Origin of the sequence: Peribacillus deserti (assembly GCF_002863585.1) — a bacterium.
GTDB lineage: Bacteria > Bacillota > Bacilli > Bacillales > DSM-1321 > Paraperibacillus > Paraperibacillus deserti_A.
This window is the reverse complement of sequence record NZ_PGUY01000071.1, coordinates 1-15,866: the sequence shown is the minus strand read 5'-3', so window position 1 is coordinate 15,866 and position 15,866 is coordinate 1. Positions and strand designations below refer to the sequence as shown.

Here is a 15,866-nt window from a genome sequence, read left to right as displayed (position 1 = left end):
ATTGGAGCGCAAGGCATGCTCGCTTTCCGCGGGCATGGACTGATTGGCTTATGACTCGAGGGTCTAAAGCCTTGGAGCTGGACAAAAAGAAAAGCGGAAAGCGGTGCCTTCCCCATTAACATGGTTTAAGAACTCTTATGATAGGCTCATCTTTTTAAAACACAAAATTTTAAGGAAGGCAGAGACCTGAAAAGCATAAGACGAGCAGGCGGTGAGAAGCGGTTTTTCTTCTCATGGACTGATTGGCTTATGACTCGAGGGTCTAAAGCCTTGGAGCTGGACCATACCCGCTGCTCCCGCAGGAGTTTCGCACCTTACGCTCCAATCAAACTGACGTACCAATAGGGTAATCTAACAAGACTATTTTTTTACCTTAAATATCCCAAAGGCCAAGAAAAATCCAGTAATGAGTCCGCCTAAGTGTCCCATAATATTGATTTTCGGCTGGAGAAATGTCATGGTGACTCCTACAATGATCAGGGTAAGGATTGTTCTTGAATGCTGGCTGCCGATCGAGTCTTTTTTAAAGCAGACCAGGCTGGCGTAATAGCCGAGAAGGCCGAAAATAGCTCCGCTCGCCCCTACATGTGTAAAGGTGAGGGGTTCAAACATGAGTGTCGTGAGATTTCCGAGCAGTCCGCATGTTAAATAAAAGCAGAGAAAGAAAAAAGGCTTCAAGGACTTTTCGATGTATGGACCAAAGATGGCAAGCGAAAAGGAGTTAAAAACAAAGTGACTGAAGGATCCGTGCAGAAAAAGCGGGCTTAGCAGCCGCCAATATTCGCCATTTGCTATATAGAGGTTCACCCCAGCCATTTTTCCAAAGATAAGGGAAGCGGGGAAAATGGAAAGATTAGTTAACAAGAAAAAAATGAAATTAACGCCTAGTACAAGGGTAACGGCGGGATAATTCGTATAAAACTGTTTAAAGTTTTCATTCCGAGCAAACAAACTATAACATCCTCTCCGGTTTGAATACCTGCTTTAAATTGTACCTTCCGTTTATAAAATATATGACGTGAAATTTAATAAAGGAGGAATTAAATGATCAAGGGTATAGGTCTGGATTTAATTGAACTTAAGCGGATCAAGAGTCTGGCAGACAGGCAGCCGAAGTTTGCTGACCGCATTTTGACCCGCAGTGAAAAAGAAATATATGATTCTCTTGGGGAAAAAAGAAAAATGGAGTTTCTTGCCGGCAGGTTTTCTGCAAAAGAAGCATTTGCAAAGGCATGTGGAACAGGCATTGGTTCGCAGCTGTCCTTTTTGGATATTGAAATACTGAAAACGGAGCAAGGCAAGCCGTTTATTGCAAAGCCCATTGGCGGAAATGTCCATTTGAGCATTACCCACACCAGTGAGTATGCAGCCGCGCAGGTCATCATCGAAGATAATTAGATTGCTTGTCAGCATCTTTGGACATATTGGTTCATCTCTCCTCATATACATGGTAATGCTTTAGGAGAGACAAGGCCTGGTTAAAGTGTGTTGCTGGAAAATGGTTGTTCATGAAGACTTCTTAGTGTGAATATAAACTGTCTCCGTCTTAGTACAATCCGGATGAGACTCCTTCGGGTGGAGACAGGCAGCAGCTGTTAGAGCAATCCCGCAATGTCTTGATCGCCTTTTCCTCTCCCTTTTACGTTCAAATACCAAAAGGGGTTGAAGAGATGAAAAAGTGGCTGTTCGTTGTTGCTGGGCTTTTAATGATGGTTGCCCTGTCTGCCTGCGGTGCTAAATCCCAGGAAGATGTTGTGAGTGCTTTAAATGAAAAAGTATCGGAAATGAAAGGGTATAAAGCCAGTGCCAAAATGACACTTCAAATGGGAGAGGACCCACAGGTTTATAATGTTGAAATCTGGCACAAGAACCCTGACTTTTACCGGGTGAATTTGAAAAATCCTAAAAAAGACCAAAGCCAGATGATCCTAAGAAATAAAGAGGGAGTATTTGTTCTGACACCTGCCTTAAATAAAAGCTTTAAATTCCAGAGTGAATGGCCAAAGAACAGCAGTCAGGCTTATCTTTATGAGTCGCTGGTGAAGGATGTCATGGAGGATAAGACAGCCGTGTTTAAGTCTACTAAGAAGCATTTTGTTTTCGAGACGAAAACCCGTTATCAAAACAACAAAATGCTTCCTTATCAGGTTATTACTTTTAATAAAAGTGATTTATCCCCGGTCAGTGTAAAAGTACAGGACCCAGATAAAAACACTCTGGTTTCAGTAGAATTTACAAAGGTGAAATTTGGGGCATCCTTCGATAAGAATGCATTCGATATGGAAAGAAATATGACAAGTGCCCAGCTGCTCCCGGTAGCAGGTGAAGCGAAGGATAAGGCTTTCACCGTCAAACAGCCTACGGCAAAGATCGACGGTGTAGAACTGATTGATGAAGAAGAAGTAACAACAGCAAACGGAAAACGATTTGTTTTGACATATGGCGGTGAGCAAAGCTATACACTGATTCAGGAAAAAGCAAGCTATGCGGAAACTACCCTGGCATCGACACGAAAGAACGGTGAACCGGTTGATTTAGGCTTTACGATTGGTGCCATGTCAGATCACTCTTTAAGCTGGACGTTTGATGGTGTGGATTATATGCTGGCATCCAAAGATTTGTCACCGGATGAGATGGTGATGGTGGCACGTTCGGTAGAAAGTGCTACAGTTAAATAAGCTCTGAAATGTTAATGTTTCCCTGTCACCGACAGGGCTTTTCTTTTGTTTAGGGCTTTGTTAACTGACATTTTAGAGAATAGAGCCGGCGGGCGGTCCGGGAGTCTCCACCACGTCCTGTGGGTCAGGACGGCGCCCCCGAAGGACGTGGGGTTTTTAGCCGTTCATCCTTTATTCGAGGCTCTTTTTGATTTTGGGGCTGCGTGGTTTGACCTGACTTTAATTAACAGCAATAATAAGAGAGACAAATTAATGATTAAAGGGCGGAACTTCAGTGGAGAATACCAATTTTTATCGGGATACCTGGGCTGAAATTAATTTAGATTCTATTTATAATAATGTTGCGAATATGAAACAGCATCTGCCTGAAGATGTTCGATTATTTGCTGTTGTGAAGGCGAACGCTTACGGGCATGGCTATGAGCAGACAGCAAGGGCTGCATTAGAAGCAGGGGCTGATTATTTAGCTGTAGCTTTTTTAGACGAAGCCTTGCATCTGAGAAATAAAGGACTGGATTGTCCGATCCTGGTTCTGGGTGCGAGCCGGCCTGAGGATGCTTCCCTGGCTGCAGAGAATAATATATCTTTGACTGTTTTTACTTTAGAGTGGCTTGAAGAAGCTAAAGGGACCGGAGCTGCTCCAATTAAGGTTCATATTAAGTGTGACACCGGGATGGGCAGGTTAGGCTTTAAGACAAAGGAAGAGATTGCCGCAGCGGAAAAGGTGCTGTGCAGTCATCCGGCATTTGAATTTGAAGGGATCTTTACCCACTTTGCAACAGCAGATGAGGTCGAAACCCAATATTATGAAAAGCAGCTCCGGAAATTTGAGGAAATGGTCGGATGTCTTGAATCAAAGCCGAAACTGATACACAGCAGCAACAGTGCTGCCTCGCTAAGATTTACGGACAGTTTATTTAATGCAGCCAGGCTTGGGATCTCCATGTATGGCCTTTCCCCATCGCCGGAAATTAAACCGCTGCTGCCGTATCAGCTGCAGGAGGCAATGTCCCTTAAAACCAAAATAGTTTCGGTGAAAAAACTGCACAAAGGAGAGAGCGTCAGTTATGGAGCTGTATATACGGCTTTAGAAGACGAGTGGATTGCAGTGCTGCCCATTGGGTATGCAGATGGATTCTTAAGAAAGCTGCAAGGTCAGGAAGTTCTGGTGAAAGGCCTGCGGGCACCGATCATAGGCCGTGTCTGTATGGATCAGTGTATGATTAAACTCCCTTATAACTTGGATGTTGGAACAGAAGTCACTCTTATAGGAAGCAATGGGGAACAGACTATTTCGGTGGATGAAATAGCTGAAAAGATGGAAACCATTAATTATGAAGTGACCTGCCTTGTTGCCGCAAGAGTGCCAAGAGTCTATATAAAAAATGGAAAAAAAATAATTACCAATAATTCCTTGTTAGATTAACCTTTATAAAACAATTAATTTACAGTAAAATCTAAGTTACTTGCATAAAAAGCTGGTGTTTATGTAGATAATAGAATAAAGAAATTCATAACTGCACTTTGCATATAACCGTATTAATGGTAATATTGTAAAGGGAAGATATGAAGATATAAGGTGTGTAGTGATGGTGGAGGTGTTGTTTGTGTCTGAATCCAGCGCAACAAGAGAGATATTGGTACGATTACCTCAAAATCTTTTATCAGAGTTAGATGGCTATGTAAAAGAGGAAAATGTCAATCGCAGCGAATTTATCTATCGTGCGACCGAAATGTATCTTCGCGAACGTAAAAAAAGAGAATTTCGCGAATCTATGAAACGTGGCTATATCGAAATGGCAGTCATAAACTTATCAATTGCTTCGGAGGCTTTCCTTGCAGAATATGAGGCTGACCATTGTGTGGAACGTTTAGTAAGCGGAGGTTAAGCCTTTGATTGTAGTTAAGCGTGGTGACGTATACTTCGCAGATCTTTCACCGGTGGTCGGTTCTGAACAAGGAGGGACCCGCCCGGTATTGGTCATTCAGAATGATATAGGCAACCGCTTCAGCCCCACTGTTATAGTGGCAGCGATTACTGCCCAAATCCAAAAAGCCAAGCTGCCCACGCATGTCGAAATAAACGCGAAGCGCTACGGTTTTGAAAGAGATTCCGTTATTCTATTGGAGCAGATACGCACCATTGATAAACAGCGCTTAACTGACAAAATCACGCATCTAGATGAAGAGATGATGAAAAAAGTCGATGATGCTGTCCAAATCAGCTTGGGGCTTATTGAGTTTTGAATATAATATTGTATAACCCTGGAAAACGCTTTTGTAAAAGCGTTTTTTGTTTTATTCTGATCTTTTCTTCCGAAGAGACTATGTAAAATATAAGGGTAAAGAAGAGACCACGCTATAGGAGGATGCCTGTCATTTATTTTTTCTGCTGGGTATCCTGCCAATAAAATACCCGTCCTGCATTCCGCTGTATTATTTGACGAATTTGTGGCTGAGACCTTATAGTGAAAAAGTAGGGCTGGAATACTGTCAAGCATTTTTTGAAGTGATCCAGCACATTAGAGTCTCGTTTTGTAATCAATGTGAAAATAATATAATGACATATAAAAAATTTATAGCTTGTATGACAATTGCTTAACAAGACTTTTAAAAGAGGTTTCCGATAAATGGGGTATGTTAAAATAGGAGGGGAAGCATGAACGAACTGATATACAGCTATATAAGGGAAAACAAAGATGAAATTCTGAGTGCCTGGATCAAAAATATGCGGGACAAGGCTGACGAACGTTTAATTAAAGTGGTTTCGGACGAAATGTTTGCACGTACGAGTGCGGAATTCATTGACATGATCATTACAAGACTAAAAGATAATGAACAAGAATTCCTAAACCGGCTGACAGATTTTGCTGAAAAAGTGGTTAGACTGGGATGGCCCTTGACATTTGTCAACGAGGGACTCCGGTTATTTTCAAAGATCACTTTTGAAGGCATGGTGGATCAAGGGATCGTAAATCGTGATAACCAGATGGATATCGTCTATGATTTCGATAGCTTTATGACTCCGATGAACAATGAAGTTGTTAATATGTATTCACAAACTTGGGAAAAAACGGTTTCCCTGCAAAAAATAGCCCTTCAGGAATTGTCAGCCCCTCTAATTCCCGTTCTAGACAGGATCACAGTAATGCCTCTTGTTGGAACCATTGATACAGAACGAGCAAAGCAAATCATGGAGAATCTTCTTCAGGGTGTTGTGAAACATCGTTCTGAAGTTGTATTAATAGATATAACGGGTGTCCCTGTTGTGGATACTATGGTAGCGCACCATATTATTCAGGCTGCAGAAGCTGTACGTTTAGTAGGCGCACACTGCATGCTCTGCGGCATACGGCCTGAGATAGCCCAAACCATTGTTAACCTGGGGATTAATCTAAATGAGATAACTACAAAAAATTCCCTGCAAAAAGGGATAGAAGCAGCCCTTGAAATTACATCCCGTAAAATTGTTGAGATGGAGGAAATGGAAGAATGAGGATCCCCATTTTAAAGCTTTATGATTGTTTATTAGTTTCCATCCAGTGGGAATTGGATGATGCCACTGCCCTGCAGTTCCAGGAGGACCTGCTGCACAAAATTCATGAAACAAGCGCCAACGGTGTAGTTATAGATATTACATCGATTGACTTTATAGATTCCTTTATAGCAAAAGTATTAGGTGATGTCGTAAGCATGTCCAAACTGATGGGAGCCAAAGTAGTTATCACCGGTATACAGCCTGCAGTTGCAATCACCTTGATAGAACTCGGTATTGTGCTAGATGATGTCCTGACGGCCTTGGATCTAGAAAAAGGTTTGGAGAAATTACAACAGGAATTGGGGGACTGAAAGAATGGAATTCCAATCCTGCGTAAAGATTATTAATGAATGGGACATCGTAGCGGCACGCCAGCTCGGGAGAAATGTTGCCAAGGAACTTGGCTTTGGTACAGTTGACCAGGCCAGGATCACAACTGCAATAAGCGAACTTGCACGTAATATTTATTTATATGCGGGCCAGGGCAGAGTGTGTATTGAAAAGCTATTCGAAAACGGTAAATCAGGATTGCTGATTGTAGCTTCCGATGAAGGGCCTGGTATACCAGATGTCCGAAAAGTAATGGAAGATGGTTTCTCAACTTCGGGTGGCCTTGGAGCCGGCTTACCCGGCGTTAAACGACTTATGGATGAATTTGACCTTGATACTAATGTAGGCAAGGGCACTGAAATCCGTGCTACAAAATGGCTCCGTTAGGGGGAACCAGTATGGAGTCTAGAGAGAATCTGGAAGAGAAGTACCGTGAAGCTCTCTCGAATTATCTGAAAGAACAAACTGAACAAGCTTTGTACCAGGGCCAGAAATACAGCCGGAAGACTATCGAACATAAAATTTCACCGGAAGAAATTATAAGCTTCCATAAGAGTACATTGATGGACACGTACGAGGATCTGCCTGATGAAGTCCTTCATTCTCTCGACTTTCTTTTAGAGGTCATGATGGGCTATGGCATAGCGTACAGGGAACACCAGAATCTTAAACATTTGCAGCAGGAACTGAAGTCTGAAATTGAAATTGCAGCCAATGTCCAGCACACCCTGCTTGGAACTAATATTCCTAAGGTGAAAGATCTGGAAATTGGGGCGATCAGTGTTCCCGCAAGGCACATGAACGGTGACTACTATCACTTTGTCCAGGACGAAAACCAATGTGTGGGTGTGGCCATTGCAGATGTAATTGGAAAAGGGATTCCTGCTGCACTGTGTATGTCCATGATTAAATATGCGATGGACAGTCTGCCTGACCACCGTCACTTCCCTAAAAGTGTTCTTGAAAGTTTAAATCGTGTGGTTGAAAGAAACGTGGATCCGAGCATGTTCATTACCATGTTTTACGGATTGTTTGACCCTGAGACCCACATCTTTTCTTATGCTTCAGCAGGCCATGAACCTGGCTTTTACTATGATGCGGATAAAAAAGAATTCACCGATTTAACGGCAAAAGGACTTTTATTAGGCGTTGAAAAAAAGACACAGTACGAACAGTATGAAAAGTACGTTGCGCCGGGAGACATGATTGTGCTCATGTCCGATGGAGTAACAGAATGCAGGACAAGCGAAGGCTTTATTGAGCGGAAAACACTGATCGAATTCATCGAAAAGAATATGCATCTGAGTGCGCAGGAAATGGTAAATAATATTTATAAGCAATTAGAAAAAATGCAGCATTTCCAATTGAGGGATGATTTTACACTGATTATCCTTAAAAGAAATGTTTAGGCGTTATAGGATTGGGTAAATATTAATTGCAATTCGAGATAAGAAGAAGGTGGGTCACTTTAATGAATATTATGATTGATGTTAAAGATATAGATTCAAAAGCAACTGTTAAGGTGAAAGGTGAAATAGATGCTTATACTGCTCCAAAGCTTAGAGAAACGCTGTTCCCATTATCCGAGCAGCAAAATGTGCACATGGTTGTAGATCTGTCAGAGGTTTCCTACATGGACAGTACAGGTCTGGGTGTGTTCGTAGGTCTATTCAAGAGTGTTCGCTCGCATGATGGAGAGTTCCGTCTAGTTGGGTTATCTGAGCGTCTTCGCCGTTTATTTGATATTACAGGTCTGGCTGACATTATTGATATAAATAGCAATGCTGAAGGTGGAGTAAAATGAGCGAAACATTTGAATATATTGAAATGAAGTTTCCAGCAAAACCCGAATTTATTGGAGTTATTCGTTTAACCCTTTCAGGTATTGCCAGCAGGATGGGATTTGCCTATGAAGACATAGAAGATCTTAAAATTGCTACAAGCGAAGCTTGCACAAATGCCGTGCAGCATGCCTATAAGGAAAATGAAAAGGGAGAAGTCAAAATCGGCTTCGGACTGCATGAAGACCGCCTGGAAGTTATGGTGGCTGACAGCGGGCACAGCTGTAATTTTGATGAAGTAAGACAAGGCTTAGGCCCATATGCCGCTGATCAGAACGTAGAACTCCTTAGAGAAGGAGGCTTAGGACTATACCTCATCGAATCTCTAATGGATGATGTGAAAATACATCAGCATGAAGGGGTTACGGTGTTCATGACTAAGTTTTTAGCAGGAGAGCAGGTGGAGAGCGATGCAGAAAGAATCTCAACCTAACCAGGCGGCCAAAGAAAAAGTAAATGAGTGGATAAAAGCATATCAATTACATCAGGATGATGAAGCTCAGAGTTCCCTTGTCCTTCACTACCAGGGCCTTGTCGAGACGATTGCACGGAAATACTCTAAAGGTAAATCTTATCATGAAGATATTATCCAGGTGGGTATGATTGGTCTCTTAGGGGCCATACGCAGATATGATGAAACGTTTGGCAAGAGCTTCGAAGCCTTTGCCGTTCCGACTATCATCGGAGAGATCAAACGCTTCCTCCGTGATAAAACCTGGAGTGTCCATGTTCCCCGCCGTATTAAAGAGCTGGGGCCAAAGATTAAGGTAACGGTCGAAGAATTGACTACTGAGCTTCACAGATCACCTAAGATTGAAGAAATTGCAAGGTATCTTGAGGTTTCTGAGGAAGAAGTATTAGAGGCAATGGAGATGGGTAAAAGCTATCAAGCCTTATCGATTGATCATTCCATTGAGGCTGATTCAGATGGGGGAACAGTCACTCTTCTAGATATCTTCGGAAGCGTGGATGAAGGGTTTGAGAAGGTCAATCAGCGTCTTGTTCTGGAGCGCGTTCTTCATGTTCTTACTGACAGAGAAAAGAAAATCATTCAGTATACGTACCTTGAAAATTTAAGTCAGAAAGAAGCGGGAGAGCAGCTGGGTATTTCACAAATGCATGTATCCCGTCTGCAGCGCAGAGCGATCAAGAAGCTTCAGGAAGCTATTAACGCCGAGGCGAATTCGGAGTTTGCAAAATGATTCAAACTCATGTTAAGAAAGAACACCTTGAGCTCCTGATCTCACAATCCTCAAAAAATAACATGCCATATTGCGGTGACAGTTACTATTATACAGTGACTGATGACTATTTTATCTGCGTATTAGCTGATGGTCTAGGAAGCGGCCAATACGCGTATGAATCATCATCTGCAGTGACAGAAGTAGTCAAGAGTAATCACAATTTGGATGTTGAAACCTTGATGAAAATGGGTAATGAAGTACTGGTTAACAAGAGAGGCGCAGCTGTCTCTATTTTAAAAGTGAATTTTAAAACCAGGGAGTTCATTTATAGTTCAGTAGGAAATATTAGATTTTTCTGCTGTCTGCCAGGCGGCAAGTTGATTTATCCGCTTCCGGTAACTGGATACTTATCAGGACGTATGCAAAAATATCATACACAGTATTTTCATTATGAGCCTAATTCTACATTTATTTTACATTCCGATGGTTTGCAGATGGTAGGTGCAAAACGGGTGCTGGGCTCTAAAGCGCCACTTCAGCAGACTGCCAATTTATTGCTGGAGGAGAACAGTGCTTATTCGGATGATACCACCTTTTTATTAGGAAGCTTACTTTAATTTATTATTAAAGTAAGCTTTTTTGAATTAAAATTCTTTTTCAAGATGCCAAGTGTCAGCTATAATGTAGCAATATAGTGGAAAGGCGGAATTAATATGATCGAGAGCAAAAAAGAGACTGCCACTTTTGCAGGAGGTTGTTTCTGGTGCATGGTAAAACCGTTTGATGAAATGCCGGGGATTTATGGGATCATATCCGGTTATACAGGAGGGGACAAGGAAAACCCTGCGTATGAGGAAGTAAAAACAGGAACTACAGGACATTACGAGGCAGTGCAGATAACGTTTGATCCAGAAGTATTTCCCTATGAGAAACTGCTTGAGCTATACTGGCCTCAAATTGATCCGACAGATGATGAGGGACAATTTTTTGACAGAGGCTCCCAATATCGGGCAGCGATCTTTTATCATAATGAACAACAGCAAGCATTAGCACAGCAGTCCCTTAAGGAGTTGGCTGAGAGCGGCAGGTTTAAGAAACCGATTGTTACTCAAATCCTGCCAGCATCTGTTTTCTACCCTGCTGAAGATTATCATCAGGATTTTTACAAAAAGAATCCAGAAAAGTATAAACAGGAAAGAATTGAATCAGGCAGAGACTCTTTCATTCAGCAGAATTGGGGAAAATAAAATATATGATAAAAACCGATTTCATTTGTTCAATGCATTTGTATCGGTTTTTTTAATTTAGAAATATAAGATTTGAGGTTATATGGAGTTTATAAAAGGCAGCGTTGATGAATGGTTTTATTAATAGTTAGAATTAGACGGCAACGCTTTCTGCTTTTCTTATGTTTGTCAGGTGTCTGCTTTTCATTCTATTTTTTGTGTTAAATTAGTGTAGGAAATCATAGAGCTTTCAGTAAAAATTACTTGAAAAGCACCGTTCTTCGCTTTTTTGTTTGGCCAGCTCCAAGCTGAGATCCTCGAGTCATAAGCCAATCAGTCCATGAGAAGGAAAGGCGCTTCTCACGGCCTGCTCGTCTTATGCTTGGCTGACGCATAAGTGCGACTAAGCTTCTGTCTTCGCTAGCGCTCATCAATCAGCAAGTCTTCTATATCGGATCTCTGCCTTCATAATATTTTTATTTAAAAATCGATATGATTTTCATTATTTTTTAAAAATAGGAGATGTAGAAGGCACCGCTTTCCGTTTTTCTTATTGTCCAGCTCCGAACTGCCACCTTCGGTCATAAGCCAATCGCCATCAAAAGGCAAGGGCGGCCTTTCGCTGCCGCTTTTCTTATGCCTCTCAGGTGGCTGCTTTTCATTCTATTTTTTGTGTTAAATTAGTGTAGGAAATCATAGAGCTTTCAGTAAAAATTACTTGAAAAGCACCGTTCTTCGCTTTTCGAGCTTAATCAAACGTTTGTTTAATTTTACAGGTTAGCTCTTGCCGCTGCATTTTGGTAGTATTAATGGAAGAGTAATTATGGTTTGGAGGGTTTACATAAGTCTATGGAAGATAAATTAATGATGATCATTGAACAGGTTTCTCAAGAGCTTGCGTTTAAGAAGCAGCAAGTCCGCCAGGTTATTCAATTAATCCAGGATGGAAATACCGTTCCTTTTATAGCTCGTTACCGAAAAGAAATCACAGGTTCCTTGGATGAAGTTCAAATTAGAAATATTTTAGACAGGTGGACCTATCTTGAGAATATTGGAAACAGGAAAGAAGAAGTAATAAGAATTATTCAAGAGCAAGGTAAATTAACTCCAGAATTAGAAAAACAAATTCTGCAGGCCGTAAAGCTTCAGGAAGTAGAAGATTTATACCGTCCGTTTAAACAAAAAAGAAGAACAAAAGCTACTGTCGCAAAAGAGAAGGGGCTGGAACCGCTCGCTCAGTGGATATTGTCTCAGCCTTTAGATGGCAAGCCGGAAGAAAAAGCAAAAGAGTTTATATCTGAAGTACATGAAATTTTTACAATCGAAGAAGCATTGAACGGTGCGAAAGACATTATTGCAGAATATATTTCCGATAATGCAGGTATAAGAAAATGGATTAGGGATTATACGTTCCGGAATGGAACGCTAGAGTCTACTGTAAAAGACGAAGATCAAGATGAGAAAAAAGTATATGAAATGTACTACAGCTATGAAGAACCCATTGTAAGAGCTGCTCCGCATAGAGTATTGGCTTTAAACAGGGGTGAGAAGGAAGAGGTTCTAAGGCTGTCTGTCCGTGCTCAGATAGACAAGATATTATCGCATATAGAATCAAAAATATTGACTAACCGCAATTCTCGATGTGCTCCTCATATAAAAGAATCAATAGAGAGTGCATTCAAACGGTCCATCCAGCCTTCTATTGAACGGGAGATACGAAAGGAACTCACAGAAAAAGCGGAGGACCGCGCAATTCATATTTTCTCAGAAAATCTCCGTAATCTTCTGCTGCAGCCTCCTTTAAAAGGGAAAACCGTTCTTGGGGTTGACCCTGCCTTTCGTACAGGCTGTAAGTTAGCAGTTATAGATGAAACAGGAAAGGTTCTAAAAATTGATGTGGTATATCCTCATCCGCCTGTAAATAAAAAAGTGGAGGCCCGTGATAAGCTTAAGCACATATTAAGTCAGTATGATGTAGAAGTAGTCGCTGTAGGAAATGGAACAGCTTCAAGAGAAACAGAGCAATTTGTGGTGGATACTTTAAAGGAGCTTAAAAATGAAGTTTTCTATATCATTGTTAATGAAGCGGGCGCAAGTGTATACTCAGCTTCTGATATAGCTAGAGAAGAATTTCCTGATTTCCAGGTAGAAGAAAGAAGTGCGGTCTCAATTGCCAGGAGGCTTCAAGATCCTCTGGCTGAACTTGTAAAAATCGATCCTAAATCAGTAGGGGTAGGTCAATACCAGCATGATGTTTCACAAAAGAAGCTAGCTGAATCCCTCTCCTTTGTAGTAGAAACAGCTGTAAACCAGGTGGGTGTTAATGTGAATACCGCCTCTTCGGCTATCCTGCAATATGTGTCCGGGCTTTCCAAGTCGGTTGCCCAAAATATTGTTAAGAAAAGGGAGGAAGAAGGAAAATTCAAGTCGCGTGCTGAGTTAAAGAGTATACCTCGCCTGGGGGCTAAAACCTATGAGCAGGCGATTGGGTTTTTACGAATCGTAGAAGGGACGCAGCCATTAGACCGTACTCCCATTCACCCAGAAAATTATTCAGCGGTTACAAGACTGTTAACAACTCTCGGATATTCTGTAAAAGATATTGGCTCTGATCCGCTTAAACAACGGCTTGAGGAAACGGACCTAAAAGAATATGCTGAGCAATTAGATATTGGGGAAATTACACTAAGGGATATTATAGATGCGCTTAAAAAGCCCGGTAGAGATCCTCGTGATGAGCTTCCAAAGCCTTTATTAAAGCAGGATGTACTGAAAATGGAAGATTTGCATACAGGGATGGAGCTTCAGGGAACGATCAGAAATGTAGTTGATTTTGGTGCCTTTGTGGATATTGGGGTCAAACAGGATGGCCTCGTCCATATATCTAAACTAAGCAGGAACTTTGTTAAGCATCCCCTGGATGTTGTTTCGGTAGGTGATATCGTAACAGTCTGGGTCGATTCGGTAGATGCTCATAAACAAAGGATTGCGTTATCGATGCTTGGACCCAAAGGTTAATTAAGGTTTGGAGGCAGACCCTATTATAGCTGTTCCGGGTCGGCCTCCCTTTTTCTATAAAAAAACCAGCATTGATTCAGCAGTTTAATCTGATAGCAGTTTTTTTCGTAAAAAGCTTTTCTCATTTGGTTTTGAAACCATTTGGGCATTTATAGAACCTCCACTCCTTAAAAGGTACTACTTAATGTATGTTATGACAGGTTGTCACGTTACCCAAAATAATCAGAAAGGAATGTACATAGGGAATGGATAATCAACAGCTTCAGAAAATTGTGGAGCAGATCTCTAATGATTTGTTTAGCAAGCCGTTCAGACACAAGGCATCTTTCAATCCAAGGCTTCGAACAACAGGGGGTCGCTACCTGCTGCATTCACACAATATTGAAATCAATAAGAAATATTTTGATGAGTATGGTGAAAAAGAACTCTACGGAATCATAAAGCATGAACTCTGCCACTATCATCTTCACCTTGAGGGAAGAGGATATAAACATAGAGATCTGGATTTTAGACAACTATTGAAATTGGTAGATGCCCCTCGATTCTGCCAAGCACTTCCGCAGAAGACTGCGGCTAAGAAAAGGCCTCCGCGGTTATACGAGTATACTTGTCAGTCCTGCGGCCAGATTTATAACCGCAAAAGGCGTGTAGATACAAAACGGTATGTCTGCGGAAAATGTAAAGGTACTTTAACGTTAACCAAACAGTTGACAATCTAAAAATAACATGTTAAATTAGTATTTCTCTGCAGCATATAATCATTTGCACATTGAGCAGTAAGAAAAAAGTTTAAAAAAAACTCTTGACTATATCGAAACAAGTCGTTATACTCATAAGAGTCGATAACAACACGGCAACTTGAATTACTTCGAGAGAATAACTTCACTATTATTCAATCTCATTATTCCGCAGTAGCTCAGTGGTAGAGCATTCGGCTGTTAACCGAACGGTCGTAGGTTCGAGTCCTACCTGCGGAGCCATTTTTTTGTGGGGAAGTACTCAAGAGGCTGAAGAGGCGCCCCTGCTAAGGGTGTAGGTCGCGTAAGCGGCGCGAGGGTTCAAATCCCTCCTTCTCCGCCATAAAAATTCTATTGCACGGCCCCTTGGTCAAGCGGTTAAGACACCGCCCTTTCACGGCGGTAACACGGGTTCGAATCCCGTAGGGGTCATTATTTTAAAGTTCATACTTTAATCTAACTATTATCTGGTCCCGTGGTGTAGCGGTTAACATGCCTGCCTGTCACGCAGGAGATCGCGGGTTCGATTCCCGTCGGGACCGCCATTTATTATTGGGCTATAGCCAAGCGGTAAGGCAACGGACTTTGACTCCGTCATGCGTTGGTTCGAATCCAGCTAGCCCAGCCAATGAGCCATTAGCTCAGCCGGTAGAGCATCTGACTTTTAATCAGAGGGTCGAAGGTTCGAATCCTTCATGGCTCACCATTATCGATTTCGAAAAAACAGATATTTATTGCGGGTGTGGCGGAATTGGCAGACGCACCAGACTTAGGATCTGGCGCCTTACGGCGTGGGGGTTCGACTCCCTTCACCCGCACCAATAATTACCATTGTTATTAGAAGTCGAATTTGATATATTATTATATGTCGCTTCGCGGTCGTGGCGGAATGGCAGACGCGCTAGGTTGAGGGCCTAGTGGGGGAAACCCCGTGGAGGTTCAAGTCCTCTCGGCCGCACCAATGTTTTTGCATCTTAGATATACGCGCCCGTAGCTCAATTGGATAGAGCGTCTGACTACGGATCAGAAGGTTATGGGTTCGACTCCTTTCGGGCGCGCCATTTTTATTACGGGAAGTAGCTCAGCTTGGTAGAGCACTTGGTTTGGGACCAAGGGGTCGCAGGTTCGAATCCTGTCTTCCCGACCAGCTGTAATTCTTTACAACTTAATTTCGCGGGTGTAGTTTAATGGTAAAACCTCAGCCTTCCAAGCTGATGTCGTGAGTTCGATTCTCATCACCCGCTCCATTACTTGTTCTTTGAAAACTGAACGAAACAAGACGCCAGATATTTTCTTTCTGAGAAAATAACAAAA

18 protein-coding genes and 11 tRNA genes are annotated in these 15,866 nt (G+C 41.9%); 27 read left to right on the top strand and 2 right to left on the bottom strand.

Going from position 1 to position 15,866, the window contains the following annotated elements; translation table 11 throughout:
* Positions 1–360 precede the first annotated feature (360 nt).
* On the bottom strand, positions 361–951 hold the full coding sequence (locus tag CUU66_RS21075; RefSeq protein ID WP_101645359.1) for a rhomboid family intramembrane serine protease: 591 nt from the start codon (positions 949–951) through the stop codon (positions 361–363).
* Between the two features lie 93 nt (positions 952–1,044).
* On the opposite strand from CUU66_RS21075, the gene acpS reads away from it, so the two are divergent.
* From acpS to CUU66_RS21000, 15 genes are all read left to right on the top strand, one after another.
* Positions 1,045–1,398, top strand: a complete 354-nt coding sequence (acpS, locus tag CUU66_RS21070) for a holo-ACP synthase (protein WP_101645358.1) — start codon at positions 1,045–1,047, stop codon at positions 1,396–1,398.
* 272 nt (positions 1,399–1,670) lie between these two features.
* Positions 1,671–2,678 (top strand): LolA family protein, encoded by a 1,008-nt coding sequence (locus CUU66_RS21065; protein WP_101645357.1) that lies wholly within the window; start codon positions 1,671–1,673, stop codon positions 2,676–2,678.
* 274 nt (positions 2,679–2,952) lie between these two features.
* Entirely contained in the window at positions 2,953–4,104 is a 1,152-nt protein-coding gene (gene alr, locus CUU66_RS21060; RefSeq protein WP_101645356.1) for an alanine racemase, read from the top strand.
* Between the two features lie 181 nt (positions 4,105–4,285).
* Entirely contained in the window at positions 4,286–4,567 is a 282-nt protein-coding gene (locus CUU66_RS21055; RefSeq protein ID WP_026692981.1) for a CopG family ribbon-helix-helix protein, read from the top strand.
* 7 nt (positions 4,568–4,574) lie between these two features.
* Positions 4,575–4,925 (top strand): type II toxin-antitoxin system PemK/MazF family toxin, encoded by a 351-nt coding sequence (locus CUU66_RS21050; RefSeq protein ID WP_101645387.1) that lies wholly within the window; start codon positions 4,575–4,577, stop codon positions 4,923–4,925.
* A gap of 412 nt (positions 4,926–5,337) precedes the next feature.
* Complete coding sequence (locus tag CUU66_RS21045) at positions 5,338–6,174, top strand: RsbT co-antagonist protein RsbRA (protein WP_101645355.1); 837 nt, start codon at positions 5,338–5,340, stop codon at positions 6,172–6,174.
* A complete protein-coding gene (locus tag CUU66_RS21040; protein ID WP_101645354.1) occupies positions 6,171–6,527 on the top strand; it encodes an STAS domain-containing protein in 357 nt (118 codons plus the stop codon). The genes CUU66_RS21045 and CUU66_RS21040 overlap by 4 nt, the downstream gene beginning before the upstream one ends.
* Before the next feature lie 4 nt (positions 6,528–6,531).
* Positions 6,532–6,933, top strand: a complete 402-nt coding sequence (locus tag CUU66_RS21035) for an anti-sigma regulatory factor (protein WP_101645353.1) — start codon at positions 6,532–6,534, stop codon at positions 6,931–6,933.
* Between the two features lie 11 nt (positions 6,934–6,944).
* The gene (locus CUU66_RS21030) at positions 6,945–7,955 is read left to right on the top strand and encodes a PP2C family protein-serine/threonine phosphatase (protein WP_101645352.1); all 1,011 of its coding nucleotides are present in this window, start codon (positions 6,945–6,947) and stop codon (positions 7,953–7,955) included.
* Between the two features lie 62 nt (positions 7,956–8,017).
* Positions 8,018–8,350, top strand: a complete 333-nt coding sequence (locus CUU66_RS21025) for an anti-sigma factor antagonist (RefSeq protein ID WP_101645351.1) — start codon at positions 8,018–8,020, stop codon at positions 8,348–8,350.
* Entirely contained in the window at positions 8,347–8,820 is a 474-nt protein-coding gene (gene rsbW / locus CUU66_RS21020) for an anti-sigma B factor RsbW (RefSeq protein ID WP_101645350.1), read from the top strand. The genes CUU66_RS21025 and rsbW overlap by 4 nt, the downstream gene beginning before the upstream one ends.
* Positions 8,798–9,589 carry an RNA polymerase sigma factor SigB gene (gene sigB / locus CUU66_RS21015; protein ID WP_101645349.1) on the top strand — a complete coding sequence of 264 codons (792 nt, stop codon included), beginning with the start codon at positions 8,798–8,800 and terminating at the stop codon, positions 9,587–9,589. Before rsbW ends, sigB begins: the two co-directional genes overlap by 23 nt.
* Complete coding sequence (locus CUU66_RS21010) at positions 9,586–10,188, top strand: PP2C family serine/threonine-protein phosphatase (protein ID WP_101645348.1); 603 nt, start codon at positions 9,586–9,588, stop codon at positions 10,186–10,188. The genes sigB and CUU66_RS21010 overlap by 4 nt, the downstream gene beginning before the upstream one ends.
* Before the next feature lie 96 nt (positions 10,189–10,284).
* The gene (gene msrA / locus CUU66_RS21005) at positions 10,285–10,818 is read left to right on the top strand and encodes a peptide-methionine (S)-S-oxide reductase MsrA (RefSeq protein WP_101645347.1); all 534 of its coding nucleotides are present in this window, start codon (positions 10,285–10,287) and stop codon (positions 10,816–10,818) included.
* A gap of 828 nt (positions 10,819–11,646) precedes the next feature.
* Complete coding sequence (locus CUU66_RS21000) at positions 11,647–13,815, top strand: Tex family protein (RefSeq protein WP_101645346.1); 2,169 nt, start codon at positions 11,647–11,649, stop codon at positions 13,813–13,815.
* 23 nt (positions 13,816–13,838) lie between these two features.
* Here CUU66_RS21000 and cmpA read toward each other — a convergent pair whose 3' ends face one another.
* Positions 13,839–13,964 (bottom strand): cortex morphogenetic protein CmpA, encoded by a 126-nt coding sequence (gene cmpA, locus CUU66_RS20995; RefSeq protein ID WP_101645345.1) that lies wholly within the window; start codon positions 13,962–13,964, stop codon positions 13,839–13,841.
* 96 nt (positions 13,965–14,060) lie between these two features.
* Between cmpA and CUU66_RS20990 the strand changes: the two genes are divergently transcribed.
* From CUU66_RS20990 to CUU66_RS20935, 12 genes are all read left to right on the top strand, one after another.
* Positions 14,061–14,534, top strand: a complete 474-nt coding sequence (locus CUU66_RS20990) for a SprT family protein (RefSeq protein WP_101645344.1) — start codon at positions 14,061–14,063, stop codon at positions 14,532–14,534.
* Between the two features lie 186 nt (positions 14,535–14,720).
* Positions 14,721–14,795 (top strand) — tRNA-Asn (locus CUU66_RS20985).
* A gap of 9 nt (positions 14,796–14,804) precedes the next feature.
* Positions 14,805–14,895 (top strand) — tRNA-Ser (locus CUU66_RS20980).
* A gap of 17 nt (positions 14,896–14,912) precedes the next feature.
* Positions 14,913–14,984: transfer RNA gene (locus CUU66_RS20975), tRNA-Glu, on the top strand.
* 37 nt (positions 14,985–15,021) lie between these two features.
* Positions 15,022–15,097, top strand: a tRNA-Asp gene (locus CUU66_RS20970).
* Between the two features lie 8 nt (positions 15,098–15,105).
* A tRNA-Gln gene (locus CUU66_RS20965) sits at positions 15,106–15,180 on the top strand.
* A 2-nt stretch (positions 15,181–15,182) separates the two neighbouring features.
* Positions 15,183–15,258: transfer RNA gene (locus CUU66_RS20960), tRNA-Lys, on the top strand.
* 30 nt (positions 15,259–15,288) lie between these two features.
* Positions 15,289–15,373, top strand: a tRNA-Leu gene (locus CUU66_RS20955).
* A gap of 54 nt (positions 15,374–15,427) precedes the next feature.
* A tRNA-Leu gene (locus tag CUU66_RS20950) sits at positions 15,428–15,513 on the top strand.
* Positions 15,514–15,536: 23 nt separating this feature from the next.
* Positions 15,537–15,613, top strand: a tRNA-Arg gene (locus tag CUU66_RS20945).
* Between the two features lie 9 nt (positions 15,614–15,622).
* Positions 15,623–15,699 (top strand) — tRNA-Pro (locus CUU66_RS20940).
* A gap of 26 nt (positions 15,700–15,725) precedes the next feature.
* Positions 15,726–15,799, top strand: a tRNA-Gly gene (locus tag CUU66_RS20935).
* The last annotated feature ends 67 nt before the right edge of the window (positions 15,800–15,866 follow it).